Origin of the sequence: Psychrobacter sp. H7-1 (assembly GCF_904846585.1) — a bacterium.
GTDB lineage: Bacteria > Pseudomonadota > Gammaproteobacteria > Pseudomonadales > Moraxellaceae > Psychrobacter > Psychrobacter raelei.
In genome coordinates, this window is record NZ_CAJHBH010000049.1 from 1 (window position 1) to 24,009 (window position 24,009).

General features: G+C 44.1%; 19 protein-coding genes, 1 tRNA gene and 1 pseudogene. 7 read left to right on the plus strand and 14 right to left on the minus strand.

Translation table 11 applies throughout. The features are described 5' to 3' along the window. Positions 1–126: 126 nt before the first annotated feature. The 10 genes and pseudogenes from JMX92_RS11650 to hisF all read right to left on the minus strand — a co-directional run. A pseudogene (locus JMX92_RS11650) lies at positions 127–1,164 on the minus strand (ATP-binding protein); the annotation flags it as partial. A gap of 22 nt (positions 1,165–1,186) precedes the next feature. Continuing rightward, positions 1,187–3,286: a Mu transposase C-terminal domain-containing protein gene (locus tag JMX92_RS11655; RefSeq protein WP_201545799.1), complete on the minus strand. Its 2,100-nt coding sequence runs from the start codon at positions 3,284–3,286 to the stop codon at positions 1,187–1,189. Further along, positions 3,270–4,085 (minus strand): TnsA endonuclease N-terminal domain-containing protein, encoded by an 816-nt coding sequence (locus JMX92_RS11660; protein WP_201545801.1) that lies wholly within the window; start codon positions 4,083–4,085, stop codon positions 3,270–3,272. The genes JMX92_RS11655 and JMX92_RS11660 overlap by 17 nt, the downstream gene beginning before the upstream one ends. Before the next feature lie 127 nt (positions 4,086–4,212). Then, a complete protein-coding gene (gene glmS / locus JMX92_RS11665) occupies positions 4,213–6,060 on the minus strand; it encodes a glutamine--fructose-6-phosphate transaminase (isomerizing) (protein ID WP_201545803.1) in 1,848 nt (615 codons plus the stop codon). A 179-nt stretch (positions 6,061–6,239) separates the two neighbouring features. Further along, a complete protein-coding gene (gene glmU / locus JMX92_RS11670) occupies positions 6,240–7,607 on the minus strand; it encodes a bifunctional UDP-N-acetylglucosamine diphosphorylase/glucosamine-1-phosphate N-acetyltransferase GlmU (protein WP_201545804.1) in 1,368 nt (455 codons plus the stop codon). A 329-nt stretch (positions 7,608–7,936) separates the two neighbouring features. Continuing rightward, positions 7,937–8,560 (minus strand): phosphatidylglycerophosphatase A, encoded by a 624-nt coding sequence (locus JMX92_RS11675; RefSeq protein WP_011961494.1) that lies wholly within the window; start codon positions 8,558–8,560, stop codon positions 7,937–7,939. Then, entirely contained in the window at positions 8,547–9,665 is a 1,119-nt protein-coding gene (gene thiL, locus JMX92_RS11680; protein WP_201545806.1) for a thiamine-phosphate kinase, read from the minus strand. Before thiL ends, JMX92_RS11675 begins: the two co-directional genes overlap by 14 nt. Before the next feature lie 203 nt (positions 9,666–9,868). Next, positions 9,869–10,627 carry a transcription antitermination factor NusB gene (nusB, locus tag JMX92_RS11685; RefSeq protein WP_201545809.1) on the minus strand — a complete coding sequence of 253 codons (759 nt, stop codon included), beginning with the start codon at positions 10,625–10,627 and terminating at the stop codon, positions 9,869–9,871. Positions 10,628–10,766: 139 nt separating this feature from the next. Continuing rightward, complete coding sequence (ribE, locus tag JMX92_RS11690; protein ID WP_011961497.1) at positions 10,767–11,291, minus strand: 6,7-dimethyl-8-ribityllumazine synthase; 525 nt, start codon at positions 11,289–11,291, stop codon at positions 10,767–10,769. Positions 11,292–11,533: 242 nt separating this feature from the next. After that, positions 11,534–12,304, minus strand: a complete 771-nt coding sequence (gene hisF, locus JMX92_RS11695) for an imidazole glycerol phosphate synthase subunit HisF (RefSeq protein ID WP_201545812.1) — start codon at positions 12,302–12,304, stop codon at positions 11,534–11,536. 336 nt (positions 12,305–12,640) lie between these two features. Here hisF and JMX92_RS11700 point away from each other — a divergent pair, with 336 nt between their 5' ends. The 4 genes from JMX92_RS11700 to JMX92_RS11715 all read left to right on the plus strand — a co-directional run bounded on the left by JMX92_RS11700 (position 12,641) and on the right by JMX92_RS11715 (position 17,324). Further along, a complete protein-coding gene (locus tag JMX92_RS11700; protein WP_201545815.1) occupies positions 12,641–14,503 on the plus strand; it encodes a Na/Pi cotransporter family protein in 1,863 nt (620 codons plus the stop codon). A 145-nt stretch (positions 14,504–14,648) separates the two neighbouring features. Then, positions 14,649–15,890, plus strand: coding sequence for a homoserine kinase (locus JMX92_RS11705; RefSeq protein WP_201545818.1), 1,242 nt, complete (start codon positions 14,649–14,651; stop codon positions 15,888–15,890). Between the two features lie 229 nt (positions 15,891–16,119). After that, positions 16,120–16,350, plus strand: a complete 231-nt coding sequence (locus tag JMX92_RS11710) for a hypothetical protein (protein WP_201545821.1) — start codon at positions 16,120–16,122, stop codon at positions 16,348–16,350. Positions 16,351–16,409: 59 nt separating this feature from the next. Beyond that, positions 16,410–17,324, plus strand: coding sequence for a class II glutamine amidotransferase (locus JMX92_RS11715; RefSeq protein WP_201545822.1), 915 nt, complete (start codon positions 16,410–16,412; stop codon positions 17,322–17,324). Here the strand turns inward: JMX92_RS11715 and JMX92_RS11720 are convergent. Beyond that, positions 17,319–17,894 carry a YchJ family protein gene (locus JMX92_RS11720; RefSeq protein ID WP_201545824.1) on the minus strand — a complete coding sequence of 192 codons (576 nt, stop codon included), beginning with the start codon at positions 17,892–17,894 and terminating at the stop codon, positions 17,319–17,321. The genes JMX92_RS11715 and JMX92_RS11720 overlap by 6 nt on opposite strands. Positions 17,895–18,141: 247 nt before the next feature. Here JMX92_RS11720 and JMX92_RS11725 point away from each other — a divergent pair, with 247 nt between their 5' ends. Beyond that, positions 18,142–20,373, plus strand: a complete 2,232-nt coding sequence (locus JMX92_RS11725) for a neutral/alkaline non-lysosomal ceramidase N-terminal domain-containing protein (protein WP_201545826.1) — start codon at positions 18,142–18,144, stop codon at positions 20,371–20,373. 162 nt (positions 20,374–20,535) lie between these two features. On the opposite strand, the gene JMX92_RS11730 is transcribed toward JMX92_RS11725, so the two are convergent. The 3 genes from JMX92_RS11730 to JMX92_RS11740 all read right to left on the minus strand — a co-directional run bounded on the left by JMX92_RS11730 (position 20,536) and on the right by JMX92_RS11740 (position 22,518). After that, entirely contained in the window at positions 20,536–20,919 is a 384-nt protein-coding gene (locus tag JMX92_RS11730) for a DUF2147 domain-containing protein (protein WP_011961505.1), read from the minus strand. 272 nt (positions 20,920–21,191) lie between these two features. Continuing rightward, a complete protein-coding gene (locus JMX92_RS11735) occupies positions 21,192–21,566 on the minus strand; it encodes a hypothetical protein (protein ID WP_227675365.1) in 375 nt (124 codons plus the stop codon). Between the two features lie 43 nt (positions 21,567–21,609). Continuing rightward, on the minus strand, positions 21,610–22,518 hold the full coding sequence (locus tag JMX92_RS11740; protein WP_227535302.1) for a DNA/RNA non-specific endonuclease: 909 nt from the start codon (positions 22,516–22,518) through the stop codon (positions 21,610–21,612). A gap of 405 nt (positions 22,519–22,923) precedes the next feature. On the opposite strand from JMX92_RS11740, the gene JMX92_RS11745 reads away from it, so the two are divergent. Then, positions 22,924–23,014 (plus strand) — tRNA-Ser (locus JMX92_RS11745). Positions 23,015–23,175: 161 nt separating this feature from the next. Further along, on the plus strand, positions 23,176–23,889 hold the full coding sequence (locus JMX92_RS11750) for an iron-containing alcohol dehydrogenase (RefSeq protein ID WP_227675366.1): 714 nt from the start codon (positions 23,176–23,178) through the stop codon (positions 23,887–23,889). The last annotated feature ends 120 nt before the right edge of the window (positions 23,890–24,009 follow it).

A 24,009-nucleotide genomic window follows, 5' to 3' on the forward strand; every position in this document is an offset into this window, starting at 1 on the left:
AATCAGACTAGGATTCAAAAGGGTTTAGGCTATAAATCGCCAAGACAGGTGTGGTTTGATTATTATCGTCAGGCTGCGTAATCAAAATCTCCCAAGTTTATATATACGGGATTGACGGCAGGGGTCATCTAGAATATCCTGAGATAGGTCATACCAACGCTCTCGAACCCGATTAGATAAAATAATATCTGACTTTTTAAGCCATTGAAGTCTCCATAATTTATCGGTGAATTGATTCCATTCTGACCGCATTGTTTTTCCGTCACCTAACTTTATATCAGGTTCCTGCTTCATTTGTTCCCAAAAAACTGAACCAAATCCTGCACCACGGCGAGCAGAACGTAGATCCGCTTCGAAAATAAATCTTGCTTTAGGAGTTCCGACCATAACAACTGGAAGTCCGACAGTATTTACGAGAGTGACAAAAAAATTGAGCATTTTTTCAGCACCCCCTGATTTATTAATACTCAGATGCTGAATCTCATCAATCACTAATATTCCGATGGCGTGATGGTTAGAGATTTGTCGCATCAAATTCAGCAGTGTTTCAACACCATGACGTTTTAGAGCATATTTTTTTTCATAATTGGTATCTAGTGCCTGATCGATTGCCCTAAAAAAATGCAGACACAAACTTTTGAGTGAGCCATCATGAGGGCAGTCCACCCTTAGATAAACTATTTGAGTAAAATTTAATTCTGGATGATAAATGACTTGCGGGTAGAGCGATAAGATTTTATTGAGAGTGGTGGTTTTGCCACTACCTGAGCAACCTATAAAAGCTAGACTGCGGGCTGTAGAGGTTACGGCTGGGAACCTAAATGAATCATCTTCGCCCGACATTAATCTTTCATAACCATTCTGAAGGCGAGTATTTAGTGATCCATCTTTAGGGTTGCGCCCTACATATCCCTCACGAATCATTATTGATAGTTTCTTTTCAAGATCAATATGACGATTAATAGGATAGAAAAACTGTTCCATCATTTGTGATATCAAATGAGCTCGTACTGATGCTGATGCCTGAGTATCGTAAGACGTAAAATCTATGGCACCTTGTATTTTCTCTGCAACTTGTCTTGGCTCTAAAACTGCAGGCAGTGCCTCAATAAATGGATTCCCTTCATAGGAGCCAAAGCTTTTTCTATAGACAGCATTAATCATCGTTAGCCTCAATCATTTGCCATTAGTCATCATCAGATAAAATGTTATGATAGATAGGGTATTTTAGTGCCAGTTCTTCATCACTTAATTGGCTTTTATTCTGTTCTTTTGTTATTGTTTTAGGCAATTGGATTATCTTACCTGTCCGAGCTTTGTTCTTTTGTCTGCTTTGCCGCTCTTCATCTTTAGCTTGTCTTCTATTATCGTTAATATTGGCTAACTGGGCAGTCTTAGTTTGAAATGTTTTGGGTTTAGACTTTATGGCTTTTTGTATAATCCTCTCATTTTCTCGCTCAAGTTCTTCTAAAGCTAAACTACTTTTGGTTTCTTGTGTTGCAAATGTCTTTTTCTGTTCTTGCTGAATCTGCCAAACTTCCCAAAAGCTACAGTCTCTAAACTCTCTAGACCGATCAGATAAATGAGCTTGCCAATACTTCAGGCTATCTTTTTCATAAAAAACATAGAGTGTATTTGCATCAATGGGGTCGTAAGCAACCACTAGCGATTTAGGCCTATTAACTGCGTTTTTTCGGTGGAGCCAACCCTGTTCTCTTATTTCTGCACAAATATAGTAATTACCAAAAAGCTTAATACCTAAATCTGACAAAGTGCCTTTTTTTCTAGGCAATAATGCAATGTGTAGAGACTTCTCTGACACAGAGCGTAGCTTGCCTGTTCGATGTTGTAGCCCCCAATTCCACAGTTGAAGAGGAACTGCTGGTAAGTCTGATGGCATATCACTATCTCTATCATAATTTTTTAATTGATGAGTGTTGTTATGCATTAAAATAGAGTTAATCATGATTTTAGTGAAGTCTGATATTGTTAAACTAGCATCTAAACGATAGTCTCTTCCGCCTTTCTTTTTTTCTTTCACACCTGTGACAACTCCTGGTGCAAACAGTTTAAACTTTGCTTGCATGGTTTTGAAATAGCGTTCAACAACAGGTTTTAAATCTCCACGATAAGGTGGCGTATTTTCTATTCGAACAGAAAAGCTCTTTTCTAAGGTTTCAATTTGATGGCCGAGTAGTTCTCCACGATCTGCGAGAATTGCGTCAGGTAGCCCTATACATGGCCAATCATCTGCAGTGATATTAATTCCGTATTGCTCACAATACTCTTGTTTATCAGTAACTGCCATTTTTAAAGCTTGTATGCTAGTAGCATATGAGGGGTTTTCAAAGCCAATATAGAAACCTGCAATCATGCGGCTGAATACGTCAGCAACAAAATAGATCACTGGACGACCTACGATACTCTGTCTGTCTGAATCAGATAGCAGATAAATATCTGCGATTGTGGCGTCTACCTCATAGCGTGAGCCAGGTCCAAGCACTTGAGTGTTGACAGTGGAGCTCAGCTGTCTAATATCTTTGTTATAACTTATTTTGTTATGTCTGGCTTTAAGTTTTTGAACAGAAGTGAATTCTCTATGATAAAAATACTTAAACTGCCAAATGCTAGGAAATTCTTCTTCTTTAGTATCAGGGTTTAAAGCACGATATATGGTTTTAAACTGTCTATAAGCATACAGGATTGTATATTGTTTATCATTTAGCAAATATCTATTGATAGTTATCGAGAATAACCTCTCGATTTCACTATTTATTATTGCACCAGAGCCTTCTTTATAAACTCTTGGTCTACCCAGTTTTGTATTTTTTGTAGTACGTTTTTTGCCCTTTGCACCCGAATTTTTATAGCTTGGTAGTAATGTATTAGGAGTTTGTCCTCTCTGCCAATAGCGTCGTAGTAAACGATATAAAGTTTGTTTGGTACTTTTATTTGATCGAATAATTTCATTTATGAGGTTTGCGCGCTCCGCTGGAAGGTAATATAAATCATGGCTGACTATAGGTTTTATAAGCTCATAATTGCTATCACGTTTTAACTGAGCGGTACTACCATCTTCAGGATTTTGTAAAATCAAATTTTGATAAGGGTCATCAACTAAATAGCAAACGTTTTCTTCTATAAGATTAGTTAACTCTTTAAAAGAGATTAACTCAGGTAACGCAGACCCTTCATCGGTCTCAATCCATACGATCTGCTCAGACAAAAGACTTAATATTCTATATTTTTCCCCTTGATTGCTATATACATCATTGATTCGAAACATAACGAATCTCCTCAGTTATTAAACTCCAGTCGTTAACATTGGTGATATGAATATCACTACACTTCAATTGTTTGAAACTAATAAGAATATCAAAGGTAAAAAATCTAAGTGCTAATAGTTTCCTAACCTCGTTTAAAGAAGCTCCTAATTCACCAAAGTAAGCGCTATCAATATCTTGACATAAGTTTATAAGGGTCTTTGAAGGAGCTTTACTGAACTGAGCAACGTAAAAGGCTAACTTTTCTTCAATATTAAAAGTAATTTCACTATTTGACTCTGGGTATAGCCACGCAATATTATTTTGGATAATTTTAGGAATATCTTTTTCAGTAATTATTTGCCAAGGTATACCTTTGGATTGCCAGTAATGACGTTCAATTTCCAGCTTTTCTATAGTTCGAATATCATCTAAATCTTTTGAGTATTTAGCTTGTAATACGAATTGACTATAGTTTTCATTGGAACTGACTACATAGAAGTCTGATGTCATTATGTGAATATCACCTCTAACGCTCGGATGCTTAATTTGCTTTTCTTCTGCAATTGTAAGGGTATCGTCGTAATTGAGAGGAAATTGCTCTCTAATATCAAGAACTGTGGGGCTCCATTCAAGAAACAAAAATGTAGCTAGTTCTAAATCTGAGAGTAAATGATGAGTTCGTTTTGTTTTATGACCGAAAACTCTATGAGAGCGACCTGATGAAGATATGTCAGAGATTTTTATCCAGGGCTTATAATCGGCCAGCTCACCTTGACCTCTACCTTCTTTAAGCCATTTTCCTTGTTTTTTTGAGAGCATAAAAAACCCCTGCTAATGTTGATTTAACAATAGCAGGGGTAAACGTCATAATCAATAGTATGATACTTTATTACTCAGTATGATACTTTATTACTCGCTCACAGCTAACCTGTGTTATGACTGCCGATTATTCCACTGTCACTGACTTGGCCAAATTGCGAGGCTGATCCACATCCGTCCCACGCATCACAGCCACATGATACGATAAAAACTGTACTGGGATACTGTATACGATGGGCGCTAAATGCTCATTAACATCGGGCACATTAATCACATGCAAACGCTCATCGCTCACCAAATCACTTGACTCACTGGCAAAAACAAACAGCTCGCCATGACGCGCATGAACCTCTTGCATGTTGGCTTTGAGCTTATCTAACATGCTATCTTTTGGTGCCAGCACCACAATCGGCATGTCTTTATCGACTAGCGCCAATGGACCATGCTTAAGCTCGCCTGCCGCATAACCTTCGGCATGAATATAAGAGATTTCTTTTAGTTTAAGCGCGCCTTCTAAAGCAATAGGATATTGCACGCCGCGACCTAAGAATAAGGTACTCTTTTTGTCCTCAAACTTCTGGCTCATGTCCTCAATGGCTTTATCTAATGCCAAGCTCTTATCAAGCTGACCTTTTAGATTGTGCATTTCGGTGACGATGGTTTTTAACTCATCGGCATTGATACGCTGCTGCACTTTACCCACTTTTAATACCAGTAGCATTAAGGTGGCAAGCTGAGTGGTAAAGGCCTTGGTCGAGGCCACACCAATCTCTACTCCAGCCAGTGTCGGAACAAAGATATCAGTTTCACGCACCAAGGATGAAGTGGCTACGTTACACACGCTCAAGCTGACCAGTCCGTTGAACTCTCCTGCTTGAGCTCTACGCTGGGTCTCACGAAGGGCAGATAAGGTATCGGCTGTCTCACCTGATTGGGACAAACAAATCACCAAGGTATTATCTACCACTACCGGTTCGCGGTAGCGGTACTCACTGGCCACTTCTACCGAACAAGGTAGACGAGTTAAGCTCTCAAACCAGTATTTTGCTACCATACCTGCATGGTAGCTGGTACCACACGCCAGTACTTGAATTTGGCTTACTTTGGCCAAGGCTTCTTCATGACGCTGTAAAAACTCAGGTTTTAGATCATCAGCATCAATACCCATCTCTAAAGTAAGGGCCACTGCATCAGGCTGCTCGTAGATTTCTTTGAGCATATAGTGTTTAAATTCGCCTTTGTCGGCATTGTGATGCTTGGCATCTAATTCGGTAACTGCACGCTCAACCGCTACGCCATTGGCAAACACTTCAATGCTATTGCGCTTGATAACTGCAATATCACCCTCTTCTAGATACATAAAGCGGTTGGTCACCGGCAATAGTGCCAATTGGTCAGAGGCGATAAAGTTCTCACCAATACCCACACCGATAACCAGTGGTGAGCCTAAGCGAACGGTAATCAGCTCATCTGGATTATCCACGTGTAGCACACCCAGCGCAAAAGCACCATGTAAACGGGGGACAACTTGCTCTACCGCTTTAAATAGGTCATTGGTTTGTTGATAGGCATCTGCCACCAGATGCGCTACCACTTCTGTATCGGTCTGCGAGGTAAAGATATAGCCTTTATCTAACACCTCTTGTTTTAAAGGGCCATAGTTTTCAACGATACCATTATGCACCACGGCGACTTTACCCGATACATGCGGATGTGCATTCTGCTGCGCTGGCTCGCCATGGGTTGCCCAGCGGGTATGAGCAATACCGATATTGCCTTTGAAGTTATCGGTATTACTGGCCACAGCATCTACTAAAGATTGTACTTTACCCACCTGACGCTCACGGTACAGCTGACCATCACGAATCACGGTCAGACCCGCTGAATCATAACCTCGATATTCCAGGCGCTTAAGACCCTCTAGCAGAACATTAGAAATATTACGCTCAGCAATTGCTCCGACTATTCCACACATAACCCATCCTTAATCTTGCAAAATTCATCTTTAATATTAATAGTTGTTATTAATAGCTTGGTTCGCTCGTGCTGCAGGACTGTAGAGACGCACTACAGCCTGAACACTCAGCGCTTTTTTTGATTACTTTAATTTTAAATTTTGGTAAATAACTGACGTTGTTAACTGTTACAGCCCGATCACTTCTTCTTTTCAGGACGCTGATAGTTATCTTTTTGAACTTGACGACCTCGGCCGATGGCTAAAGCATTATCTTCGACGTTTTTAGTAATGACAGAGCCTGCACCAATAGTGGCAGTTTGACCAATAGTTACTGGTGCCACTAAACTGGTATTGGTACCAATAAAGGCATTATCACCGACGATGGTCTGATGCTTATTGACCCCATCATAGTTACAGGTTATAGCGCCTGCACCGAAGTTGACGCCAGCACCGATTTGGGCATCCCCCACATAGCTTAAGTGATTAACCTTGCTGCCCTCGCCAATACGTGATTTTTTTATTTCAACAAAATTACCTAGACGGGTATTTTTTTCCAAAACTGTTTGTGGACGCAAATGGGCAAAGGGTCCAATGGTTGCGCCCTGCGCGACTTGTGCATCATCAAATACGCAGTAAGGCTTGATGTTGACATTGTCACCAACCTGACTGTCTTTAATCATACAGCCGGCTTCAATAGTCACATTATTACCCAAGCTGACTTTACCTTTGAACACCACGTTAATGTCAACAAACACATCTTGGCCGACGCTGACTTCACCGCGGATATCAACACGATTGGGATCGGCAAATTGCACGCCTTGGACTTGTAAATCCTCTACCAGTTTGGCTTGCCATTTGCGCTCAAGCTGTGCCAATTGCTGACGGTTATTAACCCCTTCAATTTCAAATTCATAATCAGGCTCAATGGCCGCAATGGCTATACCATCAGCCACCGCCATCTTAACAATATCCGTTAAATAATATTCTTGCTGAGCGTTGTCATTGCTCAAGTTGGGCAGATATTGATGCAATAAGGCATTATCTACACAGTAGATGCCACTGTTGATTTCACGGATGGCTTGCTCTTGTTCACTGGCATCTTTTTGCTCAACAATGGCAGTGATATTGCCTTGCTCATCTCGCTTGATACGACCTAAGCCAAAAGGGTTATCAACCGTTAAGGTCAACATAGACATGCCTTGTACATTGGCCTGTTTTAATCGGCTCAAGGTCTCAGCACTTACCAAAGGCACATCGCCATATAAAATTAAGCTTTTGCCAGTACTTGGTAACTCATCTAAAGCTACCTTGACTGCATGGCCGGTACCCAACTGCTCAGTTTGCTCAACCCAAGTGAGGCTATAGTCAGTCATCGCCTGCTGCACTTGATCACCACCAAAGCCGTACACCACAATGGTTTTGTCCACGCTGATGCTCTGACATGTATCGAGTACATGGGCTAATAAGGGTTTATCAGCCAGTGTTTGTAACACCTTAGGTTTGGCAGATTGCATGCGGGTGCCTTTACCGGCTGCTAAAATAATGGTGGTGAGCGTGTTATTCATATATTTCCAACTATTACCTAAAAGAGATATAAACGGGTAGACAAAAAACCATTATGACCCAGCTACAACATGTACCACTGGTACATGCACTCATAAATCCAACGATATTGAGTCGATATAAGTAGGCCAATATAAGAAGGCTTAGCGCATTAAAAGTTTAAAATTATGTTACTAAATATATCAAATCCAGCAAGACCACTTCAGTTGTACAATTGTTGCCAATATTGGTGATAACACTCATCGCAAAGCCTTACTTGATATGGCACTAGCCTCACTATTTTTGTGATGAGCTTATCAGTTTGTATGACCTCTTATGACAATGGCTAGAGTTACAATGGATAGAACATCTCTACACTGGCCACTATCATAAGCCAAGCGACCAGTGCCATTATCCCCGCCAAAATATCATCCATCATGATGCCTAGCCCGCCGCTAAGCTTACTATCAGCCCACTTCACGGGATTAGGTTTGGCAATATCAAAAAAACGAAACAATATAAAAGCCAGCACAATGGCTGCACCATACAAACTAAGACTTAAGTGCTGCGGCAAATAAGTGATAATAAATGACAAAGGCAATAGGCTAATCCACATCCCAGCCCATTCATCCCAAACAATGTGTGGGTCATCATGCACTTGCATTAAATCTGAAGTACGCCCGCATATCCATACCCCGACGATGCTTGCCATCACAGTGACCATAAAAAAAGTAATAAAGCCCAACTGCAACAAGGGCAGAGCAACTATCAGCCCACCGACCGTACCCCAAGTGCCTGGTGCTCGCTTTGGTAGGCCACTACCCAGACCAATGCCCAACCAATACACCCCTTTATCTAATACCGTTGCCCCCTTTGGTAATGGCGGGCAGACATTGGCCTTGCGGATATCAGGTTTATGATTGTGATTCATATCAGGCTCAGTTCGATTGGGTGGATTGGCATTACTGGGTGTCATCGGTGTGCTCTGCTATTAGCTGTGATGCATGGCTAAAATGCTGATACCCTTTTAAATCAGGATACTCGGTAAAGGGATAAGGTGCCTGCTTGCTTAGCCGCTGACCTTGATATCTTAATTCAATTAACGACAGCTTGTCGCTATTTTGGTTGAGAACCTCTGCCTTACTGTCGACAGATTTATCTATAGCCACTACCTCTCCAATACAGGTAATCTGGGTAAATGCTGTGGATATCAGCGTCTCTGACAGGCTAACAGAGGCCGGCAACGTAAATAACAGTTCGTAATCATCTCCACCAGTTAATTGACAGCGCAAACGCTGAGTAAGCTCAATGTTTTGTAAGGCGCTGCTGGTCGGCAATTTATCTAAATGTAACCGCACTGCCACATCGCTTTGTTCACAGATGTGGCTTAAGTCTTGAACTAAGCCATCAGAGACATCTATCATGGCGGTGACGTCACCTTCAGCCGCTAAAGTATTGCCCAAGCTGATACGCGGGGTAGGCATATTTAAGCGGTGCGACAGCTGCTTACCGACTTGAGTATCCGGATGATAAAGCGCATAGCAAGCATCGCCTAGCGTTCCTGAGACATACACCTTATCACCCACTTGGGCGCCGCTACGATAGATAGGGGTTAACGCTTTATCAATAAACCCATTGGCTGTGACACTAATGACCAGTTTTTCGCTGCGTGTGGTGTCGCCGCCGATAAGCTGCACCCCAAATTGGCTGCAAGCATGAAACAATCCTTTGGCAAAATCGCTTAGCCAAGCCTCCTTTGCCAGTTGTTGTGGTAGGGCCAGCGCCAATAAAATACTGTGCGGTTTAGCGCCCATGGCGGCGATATCTGAGACGTTCACTGCTACTGATTTATAACCAATGGCAAAGGCCAATGTCTCAACCTGATCCCAATCCTCAGCAAAATGCCGACCCTGCACTAAGGTATCCACACAGGTGACCCACTGAGTCGGCGAGGACAAGGCAACCACGGCTGCATCATCACCCACACCTTTGGCAATCGTGGTACATGCTACCGATTGGCTCAAACCCTGCTCACTGCTTGCCGCCGTAAAATAGCGTGAAATCAGCTCAAATTCAGTCATTGGTCTTCATCCTAAAGGGTGACTTGCGTAACTGCACATTAAATAAATATCAGGCTTTAAACAAAAGGCCATCTATTGACGCAATAGATAGCCTAAAAAGCAGTCATAAGGGGCGATAACTTATAGCAGTGGTCATCAATATGATCATTGATAATCAGCTAAGGTGTTGTTCATCTATAAGCCGATTCACCCACAACCTTTGCCTATTTTTTTGGTTTTAATCCAATTCTCAGCTTAGGCTGACGTGATACTTCACTTATCTCATTGCTTGATTGCTCAGCGCTTGAGCCATCTGCTGTCTCGTCACTTGCTGATTCAGTGGCCACCATCGGTGCTTCATCTGCACTTTGACTTTGCTGCTGTTGAAAGTGCTGCTGTTTTTTGTGTTTATAGCCTGTACCCGTGTCAGCCTCTACTTCCACGGTACGTAATTGAGCCGCCAACTTATCCATCACAGCATTAATCAGTTTGTGGGCATCTGTGGCACCAAAGTGGGTGTTGAGCTTCATGGCTTCATCAAGCACCACTTTATAAGGGATATGCAGGCTATTTTTTAGCTCATAAGCCCCGATAAGTAGCACCGCATGCTCTACCATATCAATCTTATCGATGGCCCGATCTAAATGCTGAGCAATAAGTGCCTCAAGATCAGTAATCTGCTCAGGGATTTCGCGCATTAAGGTATGATAGTAACCCAAATGTACGGTATGCATGGCATTGGTGGCACGTGTACGGGCGGCGATGTCATGAGGTGGGTTCGCTTTCCACTCCCCCTGCCCCATCTGCTCGAAGCGATGATCCGTCATTAACCACTCATACAATCCTTGTAGTGCAAAGCGACGTGCCTTACGCACAGCTGCGTGGCTAGTTTTATAACTAGATTCATTGATATCAAACTGGTCATTTGATTGATGCTCATTTAGACGGTTGTCTTCAGTTTGTGCCGGATTTTTGTTGCTCATGTATATAAATACCTATCATCAAAGGTGCAGCTTTGACATTACTATGGAGTATGAACTCAGAATAATTGGTGGAAAAGCCCACTGCAGTCTCAGGCTACAGTGGGTGTACCGCTATAAAAATAAGCTGATACCATAAAAACTAGTCTTGGTCTTGATCTTCATAGTCAACATCAAGCTGAGACAATACGGCAATCATCTCAAGGGCAACCATGGCCGCTTCAGCGCCTTTGTTGCCCGCTTTGGTGCCTGAACGTTCAATGGCTTGCTCGATGGTGTCTGTCGTTAAGATACCGTTAATCACTGGAATATTGTAATCCATAGACACGCTGGCCAAACCACTTGCAGAGCTGTTAGCCACCACATCAAAGTGCGGGGTACTACCACGGATAACCGCGCCTAATGCCACAACGGCATCAAAGCGGTCTGATTCTGCGGCACGCTGCGCAGTCAAGGGTAATTCAAAAGCACCAGGAACACGAATCACACTGATGTTATTGCCTGAGACGCCGTGACGTAATAATGCATCAATAGCGCCATCTACTAATGACTCAACAACAAAAGCGTTAAAACGACCCACAACAATACCAATGCGTGCGTCTTTGTTTTGGTATAAATTGCCTTCAATATGAGTAATGGCCTCACGTTCTTTTTGTAAATCTTGCATAACGGCATCCTAATGTGAATGATGAAGAAAAATTACAGCTATGATAACATTTTTTAAAGGCGGTTTTAGCGCTGATTGGTGGTTAAAAGTAAAGTCTTTGCCAAAAATTTTAGGCCAGTGACCACTTGCCTGCGCTTAATGGCCACTTTTGCAGCGGCTTAGGCGTTGAGCGCCTTTTTATTTACCAGCTATTTACCAGCTATTTACCAGTTATCTACCAATTATCCGCTTATCTAAACTGGCTATAAGCGCATCTCTATGCCTTGCTTAGCCATAAACTGCTTGGCCTCAGCAATGCTGTATTCACCAAAGTGAAAAATACTGGCCGCCAGTACCGCATCCGCACCACCCTCAAGCACGCCATCTGCCAAATGCTGCAAATTACCCACACCACCTGACGCAATCACGGGTACATTAACTGCGCTAGTAATGGCCTTCATTAACGCCAAATCATACCCCTTTTTCGTGCCATCGCCATCCATAGAGGTTACCAGAAGCTCGCCGGCGCCAAGCTGTGCCATTTTGACCGCCCAAGCCACCGCATCAAGACCGGTCGGCTTACGGCCGCCATGGGTAAAAATCTCCCATCTTGGCTGACCCTCGACATCCTCAACTTGTTTGGCATCAATGGCAACCACAATACATTGGCTACCGAATTTGGCGGCCGCTTCTGCCACAAATTCGGGGGTAAATACTGCCGCTGAGTTAATCGCTACTTTATCGGCACCAGCATTAAGCAGGTTGCGAATGTCTTCTATCTTGCGCACCCCTCCGCCGACTGTCAGAGGCACAAATACTGTCTCTGCTATGCGCTCTACCATATCATACGTGGTCTCACGACCATGATGGGTCGCAGTGATGTCTAAGAAGGTAATCTCATCTGCGCCTTGCTCGTTGTAACGGCGCGCCACTTCCACCGGATCGCCAGCATCTTTGATATCCACAAATTGCACGCCTTTAACCACACGACCATTGTCTACGTCCAAACAGGGGATAATTCGTTTTGCTAACATTGCCTACATCCTATCGTTAATGGGTTGGTTGGGGTGGCGGCTGGGCTAAGCTTTAAGCATAAAGCTGGCTTAATAAGCCGCTTAAACTGCGCCTTCGCTTAGCATTTTAGCAAAAATTGACCGTAATATTTGCGCTATTATTCTATTATTGGTCACGCCCACAATTTAACAAACATTTGACTGATAATTGCCCATACGCATTGATTCAATGACCCACAGCGCTCTTATTGTCACGCTGGGTTGGCTATAATCTTCAGCTCAGCTTATGATAGTATCAATTGTGCTTATTATAGCCGGATTTACCGCCCTGTCTTGCCGTGACTTATTGGCTGTCTTATGAAAAATCGCTATCTCAACAGTATGGTGCCCCCTGTGATACTAAGGCACCTTAAAAAAGCAAAGTTCTTGGGATTGGGGCTGCTGCTTATCGCCTTGGTGTACTCTTTTGTCATGAGCTCAGCTTGGCTGGTATTGTGCTATGGTCTGGCGCTATTTTTGTTTGGTATGCAGTGTATAGAAGGCGCATTGCAAAGCGCGGCTGGCGGTAGGCTTGAGCAGATTATGGCCAAAAGCACTGAGACTCCGATTAAGTCTTTTTTGTTCGGCATTGGGGCCACTTTTTTATTGCAGTCCACCACCTTAGTCTCTTTATTAACCATCGCTTTTTTGAGCACAGGCATGATTAGTCTTGCCGGCGGACTGGCGGTGATACTGGGCACCAATTTTGGGGCAACCAGTGGTATATGGCTTTTGGCTTGGGCGGGACAAAGCTTAAGCTTAAGTCCGGCTGCACTGCCCATGCTGGTCGTGGGTGTTTTGCTCGGTTTTATAGATAAGCGGCTCAAGGTGTTCGGTCAGGCATTGATTGGTATTGCGTTAATTTTTTTAGGGATCGATTCCATTAAAGACGGCTTTAGCGCCTTTGGTCAAATTGAGTTGTCTGATATTAAGGCCAGTGGTATCTCTCAAGTGCTGCTATTCACCCTGCTGGGGTTTTTGCTCACTTGTGTACTGCAGTCCTCTCACGCCACTTTAATCTTGGTATTGGCCGCTTTGGCTGCTGGCCAATTAACCCTCACCCAAAGCTTTGCCATTGCGCTAGGGTCTAACTTAGGCAGTAGCTTTACCACCGCCTTGGTGGGCATGCTCAGCAGCGATAGAAATGGTCAGCGCTTGGCACTGGCGCACCTGATATATAACTGGGTGACCCCATTATTAGCCCTGATACTATGGCTGCCTCTTACCTTTGCTGTGGGGGCGATTGCCACTGTCATTGGGATGCACTCACCGTTGTTGCAACTGGCCTTGTTCCACACCTTATTTAACGTATTGGGCGTTTCAGTATTTTGGGGTATTCAGCAGCCATTTATCGAAAAGCTGCACCTATTTTTGCCCGATAAATCACCAAAAAAACAACTGCCCGATGGGGCAGAAGCTGTACACCCCCTACATTTGCACCACAATATGCTCAAGTCCACAGACACTGCCATTCATGCCGTCCATCAAGAGATTGAGCACTTAACCACCTTAGGGCTTGAGGTGGTTTGTCATGCCATTTATGTGCCCAACGCGCAGCTATATACGCCTTCTTCTGAGCTGCCTAACCCTGCTCGGCCGCTGCAGCTTGATGTGCAAAGCTTATACGAGTGGCAGATTAAGCCACTGTATAGTGAAATATTGAATTTCACCAGTAAAATAGATATCCATGCTAATAAGGTACAAAAGAAGCTTACCGATGCTCATATCAATGCCTTCCACGTGGTAGAAATGGTTAAGCAAAGCAAGCACTTACAAAAAAATATGCAGCAATTTTTAAATACTCCTGGTACCTCCATTTATCAAGATTACATGGCGCTGCGCCAGCATCTTTTTGATATGCTCATAAGCTTTAATCGGGTACGCAGCCTACAAAAACAAAGCCTTGATAGGCAGCAGGCCACCGAGATTTTTGTGCAGCACACAGAAGCGTCCATGTCACCACACCACCATGTGCTCGACAAGCTTAGAGAGCATAAGATTGATAAACTGCAAGCCTCCTCGCTCATTAACGACATGAACTATGTGCGCCGTATTAATAGTGGATTGTCTGAGATTTTAATCAATAGCCAAGATTTAAGCCTTAACAGCGTGAGTACAACTGGGTCTGCCACTAAAGTGATAGACACCCCCATTGGTGTAGACAAATCAGATAACGCTTAGTTATAGCGGTGCAGACAGATGCCTCTTGCCTGCTTTTGCGTATAATGAGAGTATAGGCTATAAATTAGCGATTATCTTTGAGCCTTTGCGCTGTATCTTTTAACTGGCTTTTACCCATTAACCCCTCATCGATTAAGAGAGCCTCATGTCTGTTTATACTCATCTTTCAGAAGACCAATTTGCTGCTTTTTGCCAAGCTTTCGGCGTATCTTTTGCTAAAGCCATTCCCATTACCCAAGGCATTAAAAACTCAAACTGGTTCATTCAGACCACAGAGGATGCAGACGGTGAATACTCTTATGTCTTTACCTTATTTGAGGAGCGTCCACCAGCTGATATCACCAAAATGGCCACCATTTTAAACCGCTTAAAAGGCACTTTGCCTGTCGCAGCACCTTTGGCCAAAAAAGCTCGAAAAGCTGATGGCTCAGCCGACTATCTGATTCAATACGAAAATAAAGCCATTACCTTAGTGCCTTGCCTATCAGGTGGTCATCCGGACAAGACCACACCCAGCATGTGTTACAGCATGGGACAAGCACTAGCGACCTTACACAACACGCTACAAAGTCTCACGCCAGCCGAAGATTACGGGGTACCGTTATACCCTTGGCATCAGGTGCGTGATCGTGAAATCAAATTTATGCCCGCTGATGAAGCACGGCTTATGCAAGACATCTGGCAAAGCTATGAATCGCTGCCTTTAGAGTCTTTGCCCAAAGGTTTGTGCCACTTAGATATGTTCGCTGATAACACCTTGTGGAACCTAACCTCTGGCAAAGAAGAGCTGACCGGATTACTTGACTTTACTGAAGTGAGTGTTGAGCATTATGTGATGGATATTGCCATTACGATCAACGACTTCTGTACGACTTGGGGCGTGGCCGGTGATGGCGAATCGGTGAATTTTGACACTCAAAAAATGCAGGCTTTTATTGAAGGCTATCAAAGTGCTCGCCCTCTGAGCACCGCTGAGCAGCAAGCGCTGCCCATCATGTTGGCCATGGCAGCCGTTACCTTCTGGCTACTGCGCTTGAATGTCATATATTACAACCGTGAACAAGGTCGAACCGGCGATAATATCATGGTCAAAAACCCAGACCTGATGAAACGCTTGGCCGCTTATCACTGGAATCAAGTTGAGAAATTACGAGCCCAGCAGCAAACAGTTTATGTATTACAACATGCTTGTTTTGAAGCAGATAACCGTGGCAAGGATGCCACTGGCTTTAAACTTATTGGTGTTTTTGCAGCTCAGCAGCAAGCCGAGGCGGCTATTGAACAGCTCAAAGACCAGCCTGGCTTTAAAGATTACCCCAATGGCTTTTTTATAGACGCCTATCCTTTAGGTCAGATCAATTTCACCTCAGGATTCGATAAGCCATAACTCACTACCCATAAGCTTGTAGCGACTAATACAGACCATAAATACAAACCATAAAAATATAAATGTATGGTCAGTGACTGGCTATTTAAGTTAACCGTGCTGAGTTTTAGGGACATATAGTTATGTTTCACGTGAAACACTGACTAAAACGTTATATTTACCCCACCCACGCTTTGAGTTAAGTTGAGTTGAACTCAGTCAACTTAATTGACTCTGATAAGGAAGTACGATGAGTAACCCGGTTGATGAATGGCACAAGCTGGCAAGTTATGACACCAATATTCAAGGCGAGCTGCATGCCAATTTGCTAAAGAATAATGGCATTGCTGTGTCGCTACAAGCTCTGAGCGCAATTCCTGGCCTTAATTCTGGCTTGGTTATATGGGTACAACAAGCCAACTTGGCTCGAGCCAATGAAATTTTACAAAATATCGATGTCACGCCGGCAGCTGATGACTAAGATAGTTGCAACTGTTAATAGATAGATAAATAGACAATCAACAAGGTGGTAAGTTATAAATGTGTCAATTATTAGGTATGAACGCCAATACCCCAACGGACATCGGGTTTAGCTTCACAGGATTTCACAACCGAGGCGGAAACACCGACCACCATAGCGATGGTTTTGGTATCGCTTTTTTTGAACCGAGCAAATGTGATGCACCCAACCAGTCTGAGGCACAAGGTCGTGGCCGCGGACTGCGCCTGTTTCATGATGATAAGCCAAGCTATGAATCCCCAGTGGCCGACTTAGTAAAAAACTATCCCATCAAAGCACTTAACGTAGTGGCTCACATCCGTAAAGCCACCCAAGGTAGCAACTGCTTGGCCAACACCCACCCTTTCGTGCGTGAAGTGTGGGGCGAGCAATGGGTATTCGCTCATAATGGTCAAATGAGTGAAGGCTTTATTAAGCGCTGCCAACGTCTACAAGACAATGGCAATAGCGAGTACTGCCGGCCAGTTGGCACAACCGATTCTGAAGTGGCGTTTTGTTATTTAATTAATCGTCTAAAATCCACCTATAAAAAACGCCCCTCTGATGAGGAACTGTTTCGATTTTTGACCGCCCAGTGTCGTTATTTGGCAGCCAATGGATTGTTTAACTGTCTGCTGTCTAATGGAGATTGGCAATTGGCGTATGCCAACTCCTTACTGTTTTATCTGACCCGTAAGGCGCCCTTTGGTGAAGCCAAGCTGGCTGATGATGAGTTATCTATTAACTTTGGGGATGTCACTACCGATAAAGACAAGGTGAGCATTTTGGTCACTGTGCCGTTGACCGAAAATGAAGAGTGGCAGCAACTGGCGGTCAATGAATGTTTGGTCTTTCAAGACGGCGATATTATATTTCGTGACACCCCAAGCCTACGCAAATACTTAACCATTGAAGAGGGTATTGCCATTGCCCGTCAAGTGGGCGCCAGTTTATAAATACGCCCCGCAGCAACGTTTGAACTTCTCACCGGAGCCGCAGAGACAAGGCTGCTTTTGGCTAAGTCCCATCACCACTGTGGGGTCTAAAAAATACCAGACGCTTTGCTCGGTGGTCGCGTCACCAGCTGGCTTGTTGCCGCTTGTTACTTTAACAAAAGTAGACAGCTCATGATGGGCATGTAGCGCTAAATTACCAGCTTCTAGACTGTGATAGTAAGCTTTAAATTCAACTTGTGAGTGGCGTTTGCCCAGCTTAGCAATGTGCTGCACAATTTGTAGTCCGGCCCACTGGGTCTGCTGCGCCCAGTCGCTAATGTCTTGACGGCTGAGTAGGCTTTGCTGAGCAGGAACAGTGGTGTCGATAATATAATCGATCAACTGCAACACAAACGCACTGTAGCGAGAGCGCATTAAGGCCTCACTGGTCGCGGCTATCGCTTGGCCTTGGTGCAGGGGCTGACAACACTCACTATAGCTCATTTGTGCCTGCACAGCATCGCTATCTGTGTGGGTACCCAAGGCGACAGTGGCCGGTACAGTACGGCAGGGGCAAAGTTCTTTTGGCATAAGTATTCAACCTTAGAGCACAATTATTCAATCCATTTTAATATCAGGATCACGGTGATGATCGGTATCAAAATCAAAGCAGCTCTGACCCTCACGCTACTATTAATAAGCTGTTATTAATGAGCTGATACTAATAAGATAACCTAGTACTGAGCTTAGCATAGTATTTGCAGCCACTGCACGCAAGCGCTAACTTAGCGGCCGCTATGTGGTTGTCTTTTATTCACTGTTAAATTGGCGAGGCTTTATGCTATTAACCTCTTTATGCGCCACCTCCGCTTTGTCTTTATCTTTACAGACAATCAACTGCCGTAACGACTCTAACCCCATCTCTTTAGCGAGCTCTGCATCGGCCTTCTATGTTAAAGATAATGGCTCATTAGAGAACTCTCAACTAAGCACAAGTGACCGAGTAGCACCTATTGCGGCAAGTACTCACACTGGCGCTAGTCATCCTCAGCTTAAACCCAATCAAGCGCCATATTTACTCGGTGCAGCTCAAGCTGATATCACAGGCGCTGCGGCAGAGACAGGTATGTTCGGTTATGCCGCGCAGCAAGTGGCTCAAGGCATCAATGATAGATTGTACGCTCATGCCTTTATTATTGTAGACAATCAGGCAGATAGCGTACAAACTACTCAAAACAGCGCCCGTATTGTCTATGTATCAGCCGATATGGGTGCCATGTTTAATGCGGTCAGACTCGAAGTGTTAAAACGCTTGCACGTCTTGTATGGCCCACTATACACAGATGCCAACGTTATGCTCACGGCTACCCATACCCATGTGGGCAATGCCGGCTACTCCCATCAAAGACTGTATCAAATTGCCAGTAAAGATGACACCACTGCCGGCTATAGCGAACAGAACTTCACTGCCATAGTGGATGGCATCGTACGCGCTATTAGTAAGGCGCATCAAAGCTTAACACCCGGCACCTTATCACTAGCGCAAGGCAAGCTCACAGGCGCGACACGCAACCGCTCAGCCGCCGCTTATAACAATAATCCCGATGCCAAAGCCTATGACAGTAATATCAATGACACCATGACTCAGCTGCGCCTTGATGATCAAAATGGCAAGCCTTTGGGCGCCATTAACTGGTTTGCCATTCACCCAACCAGCTTTAGCAATCAGTTTATGTACCTAAGTGCTGATAATAAAGGCTATGCTCAGCAAGGCATGCAAGCGGCCATTACCAAAAAAACAGGCCAGCCCTTTGTGGCCGCCTTTGCCAACGCTGATGAGGGAGATGTGGTGGCCGCAGGAGGTAATGCCCACTCCTCGGCAGGCTTCGAGGGAGAAGATGAGGAATGGCATAACGTGGTTCGTGATGGCTCCTTGCAGCTTAATAAAGCACTTGAGCTATGGGACAAAGCCGAGCCGATAGTCGGACCCATTGACACACGCGCCCGCTGGATTGATTTAAATGGCTATGTGGTGGATGCTCAATACACCCACGGTGCTGGCGAGCAAAGATTATGTGTGCCAGCTCGCGGCTATGCGTTTGCCGCCGGTGCAGAAAATGGCCCCTCCGACATACCCGGTATCTATGAAGGTATGACCAAAGACTCTTTGAGTATCACTGACAAGATTAACAAGATCGATACTTCGATATTGGGCAGCGCTACTCGAGCCGCTTTTGGTGTGGTGGGCGCTGTCAGTCAAGATCCGTGTCAGGCCGAAAAGCCGGTGCTCCTACCTACCGGTAAATTGGGTTGGGTCAATAGCAAACAGCCGGTACAATTAATGCGCATTGCCAACCTAGCCTTAGTGGCCATACCCGGAGAGCCAACCACCATGGTGGGGCGGCGCTTGCAATCTGCGGTGCTAGATGAATTAAAAGACAGCGGCGTCAATACTGTCATCGTCAATGGACTGGCCAATAACTATAGCGGCTATGTTGCGACCCGTGAGGAATATGCACTGCAACATTATGAGGGCGCCTCTACCGAATATGGCCCATATCAAAGTAATGCCTATGTGCAAGAGTATGTACAACTGGCTCGGGCACTCAAACACAATCAGCCGCTAAAGAACCATACCGCGCCACCTTCTATAGCAGCTGGCAAATTCGCTGAGCGACCCGGCGTCGTATTCGATGACAAACCCTTTAACCAAGCTTGGGGACAGGTACTTATGCAGCCCAAGCAGCATTATCAGAAGGCCGAGGTGGTTAGTGTGAGCTTCCGCGGTGCCCATCCAAAAAATAACTTACGCACCGAGGACACCTTTTTAAAAGTGCAGCGCCTAGTGCAAGGTAAATGGGTAGACTACCTGACGGATGCAAGCTTTGATACTCGGTACAGTTGGGCGCGCGAGGGCATCACGTATAGCAAAGTTACCATTGATTGGCGCATTGATAAAGACACGCCTTCTGGTACTTACCGTATACTGCATCAAGGAGATTGGAAAAACGGATGGGACGGTAAAATCACCGCGTATGCGGGTGCGTCTTATGCTTTTGAAGTGGAATAACCTGCATAAAAAAAGCCAGATACACGGGGTATCTGGCTTCTTTAATGGGGAGAAAAGTATGAAACAAGTGTGTTGATTGCAACGCTTAATTTAACCGCAGTGCTTAATTTAAACTCAGTATCATTTAAACTCAGGGTTAACAAAAAGCGTTAAACAAAAAAGTTACTTTTTCTTCCACACTTGGCTGCGTGAGAATGGACCTAAGTGACCTTTAAGTTTTAGGTCATTTCCTTTTAACTCAGCAGTTAGACGATACGTTTTGCCATTTTCTGGATCAGTAATCTGACCACCGCTGTACTTACCGCCACCCGTTGCTTTTAGACCAGACATTACAGTACGGCCCACAAACTTCTTACCTTCAGCGCGTGTGGTAGAGATGATTTTGCCAGTTAATACGCCGCCAGATTCAGTGATTTGAACCACAGCTTTTGGTTGACCATCGTCATAAGTTTGCCAAGTAGTATTGGCTAATGGATCTGCTGCCATCGCTACGGTAGCGATGCCTAAAGCTGATAAAGCGAGAACAGACTGGTTGAATAGTTTCATAGTACGATTCCTTTCGAAAAGTGGAGACATGGGTTGATTGAGATAAAAAACTTAAAGAGTTAATGCATACGCTTAGTAAAGCTAAACACAATCACCACTCAATCTGCCATGCTTAAATCATGGTTTAAGATATCTTAGACACTCAATTGAACACGGTCAAGATATTTTTTTATTTAACTACCATGAAAGGTATGATTAATTATAACGTCTAATAAATAAAAAAAAGTGTTAAATCAATAAATTATTACTACACTATTTTTAAAACGTAAGAGTTATGAAAAAGGATTGTCTACTTCCTTGCTATTTTGCGTCTGCTCACTTATAAAACCTTGGGATTTTGAAATTGGCTCAAGCTCGCCTGTTGACTGAGCCGCTTGTAGCTCACTGACGATATCAGAAAACAGGGCTTGTAATCGCATGGCTTGGCTTAAACCCTCTGGCGTCTTTTGAATATCTATATCACCATAGACGATGATTTTATCGGTCTGGTTTTCAAATATTAATGAGCCAATTTGCAAGCTTTGATGGTCATTTTGATAAGGAGCGAAGGCTGGCTTTATACGTTGATCAGCTTGACTCATTGGGTCTTTGGTCTGTGTTTGCTCAATATTTTGTTCGGTATTTATGGCACTGTCTGGCTGCGTCATGATAAGGCATCCTATGTAAAAGAGAGATGGCTACTATAGCGACTTACTTCTTAAAAAAATTATCCACTACCCAGTGTAAAATCTCAATCAAAATAAGATACCACAGCGGCTGTTCTTGATCGGCTTTCGGGTCGGCTTTTTTTTTGTTGTCATAATCGCCCCTATCACTGACATCACCGAGGCTAATCTCTAACGGCATAGCGGCGGCCTTGGCCTGTGAACTAATGGCAGGAAAGACATCAATCCCAGAGCGCAGCGCCAACTCATCGACGCTGATAATCTCTACAATGTCACTGTCATCATTGGGTGAGTAGTATACCCCCGCTTGCTCAGTCTGCGGCACATATACCGCCTTGAACATATGACTTGGTACCAATACCCGATTATTAATCTGAGTGACCTTTTTACCGGCAAATACCACACCGGTCACCACATACACCTCACCATGCTTTTTGGTTAAATAGCGGGTAACCGATTCAATATTTTTCCAAGAATAACGGTTATTTCTGGGGTCCTGCGGCACAATATTAGCCAGACTAAAGCTGTCATATTGCTGACTGGTATTGGCCATATCAGCATTCGGAGCTAAATGCCCACGGTCATAGCCTGAATTTTTATAATCGGCCAATTGTGCTTGCATGCTATTTGGCAGGCGGCTTTCACTATGAAAACTGTCTTCTCGAGGGATTTGCTCAGCTTGATATAAGCGCTCACGGGTTAAATGCTCCGCTGACCATAAAGGGGTTCGAGAAGCACCAGAATACAAGGTTGCAAATCCATCGAAGCAAAGCTCCATGCTTTTATTAAGTAGCTTTTGATTGAGATAATCAGGGGCGGTGACGGCATAGAAGTTTTGTTTGCAGTTATCAAAGCTCCCCGCCCAAGCCCCGGATGACAACAAGACACTAAGCAGTATTAGCCCAAGCTTAACGAACAGCGTGGCTACTGACAACGCTGGCTTGTCGTGCTTATGAGTTATCTCTAGGCTGCCAGTTAGCTCTTTGCTAGCACCTGCTATTAATCTTATATGGCTTATGTGACTGATATGATTGTGCCACTGTAGAGGCCGCTTATGATGATTTACCACTGTTAATCTCTACCCTAACTAAATTACGCCGCTGTATTTAAAGCGATAAGCCAAAAAAACCCACTGTCTTTTCAAGCAGTGACATGCTAGCAATGCCCATCCCAACTGTAAAGACTTCAAGCAGCATAAACGTCACTGAGTGACACTTAGCCTCTTTTTTTTGTGCCCAAACTGCGCCTAAAGTTGCATTAATTGCTTGAATTATTATCAAAACCTGTGACTTAGGATGACAACTGCCCTGCCTTTAGGTATACTATGGGGCTGCAAAACGGTGAAGTGGCTGAGTGGTCGAAAGCGCACGCCTGGAAAGTGTGTATACGTTAATAGCGTATCGAGGGTTCGAATCCCTCCTTCACCGCCATTCTTGTTATTTATGTCCTCATCAGTCGTCTGTTTTTACTCTCCTTATCAGTGTTTGCTCTTTCTATCTTTTTTTTATAGTGGCACAATGTGATCACAAGCAATCAACTTATGTGCTTTGACCTATTTAAATCAGAACGAACCACTGAAAAGGATTTTTCTATGCACGCAACCAAAGCGCTTAATGCCTTAAAGCTTCTTTCTCCTAATAGCATACAACATGCCGGCTACCTAGCTGTTGCCAAGACCCGTGCCAAAGCTTTACATGCCTTTGCAATGGTCGCTCCCATTCCAAGACCTCAATTATTTATCGGCGAGCAGTCCTGTTATGAGCTGTGCGACTTGATGATTAATGAAGGCGCTACCAATGTACTAATCGTCACTGATGCGGTATTAAACCAGTTGGGTGTTCCCGAAAAAGTCACTACTTATTTAGAAGATAAACGCGTCAGCTATCATTTGTTTGATGGTATTACGCCAGACCCTACCTTTAGCGTGGTAGAAGAAGGGTTGCGCCACTCTGTGGACAATCACTGTGATGCCATTTTGGCCATCGGCGGTGGCTCGGTTATCGATGCCTCAAAAATTATTGCGATGAGTCAGGCCACCAAGCGCAAACCTCAACAATTAATGGGGTTATTAAAAGCCTCTAAATGCATGCCTTTATATTGTATCCCCACCACAGCAGGTACCGGTTCTGAGGCAACATTAGGCGCGGTAATTTCAGATGACAAGACTCACCAAAAGTCTTTATCCATTGATCCACGCATGGTACCTCTAGCCTCAGCGGTAGACCCTGTGATTATGAAAGGCATGCCGCCCCACATTACTGCCGATACCGGTATTGATGTGCTAACCCATGCTTTAGAGGCATAGGTATCTACACAAATTTACTAGCCGCATCAGCGAATTGACGTAGTTTGTCAGGGGAATAATGATTTACCAGTTCGTTAAAATTAAGCCACTGGAACAATCCTGCCATCACAGCAGGTGCGG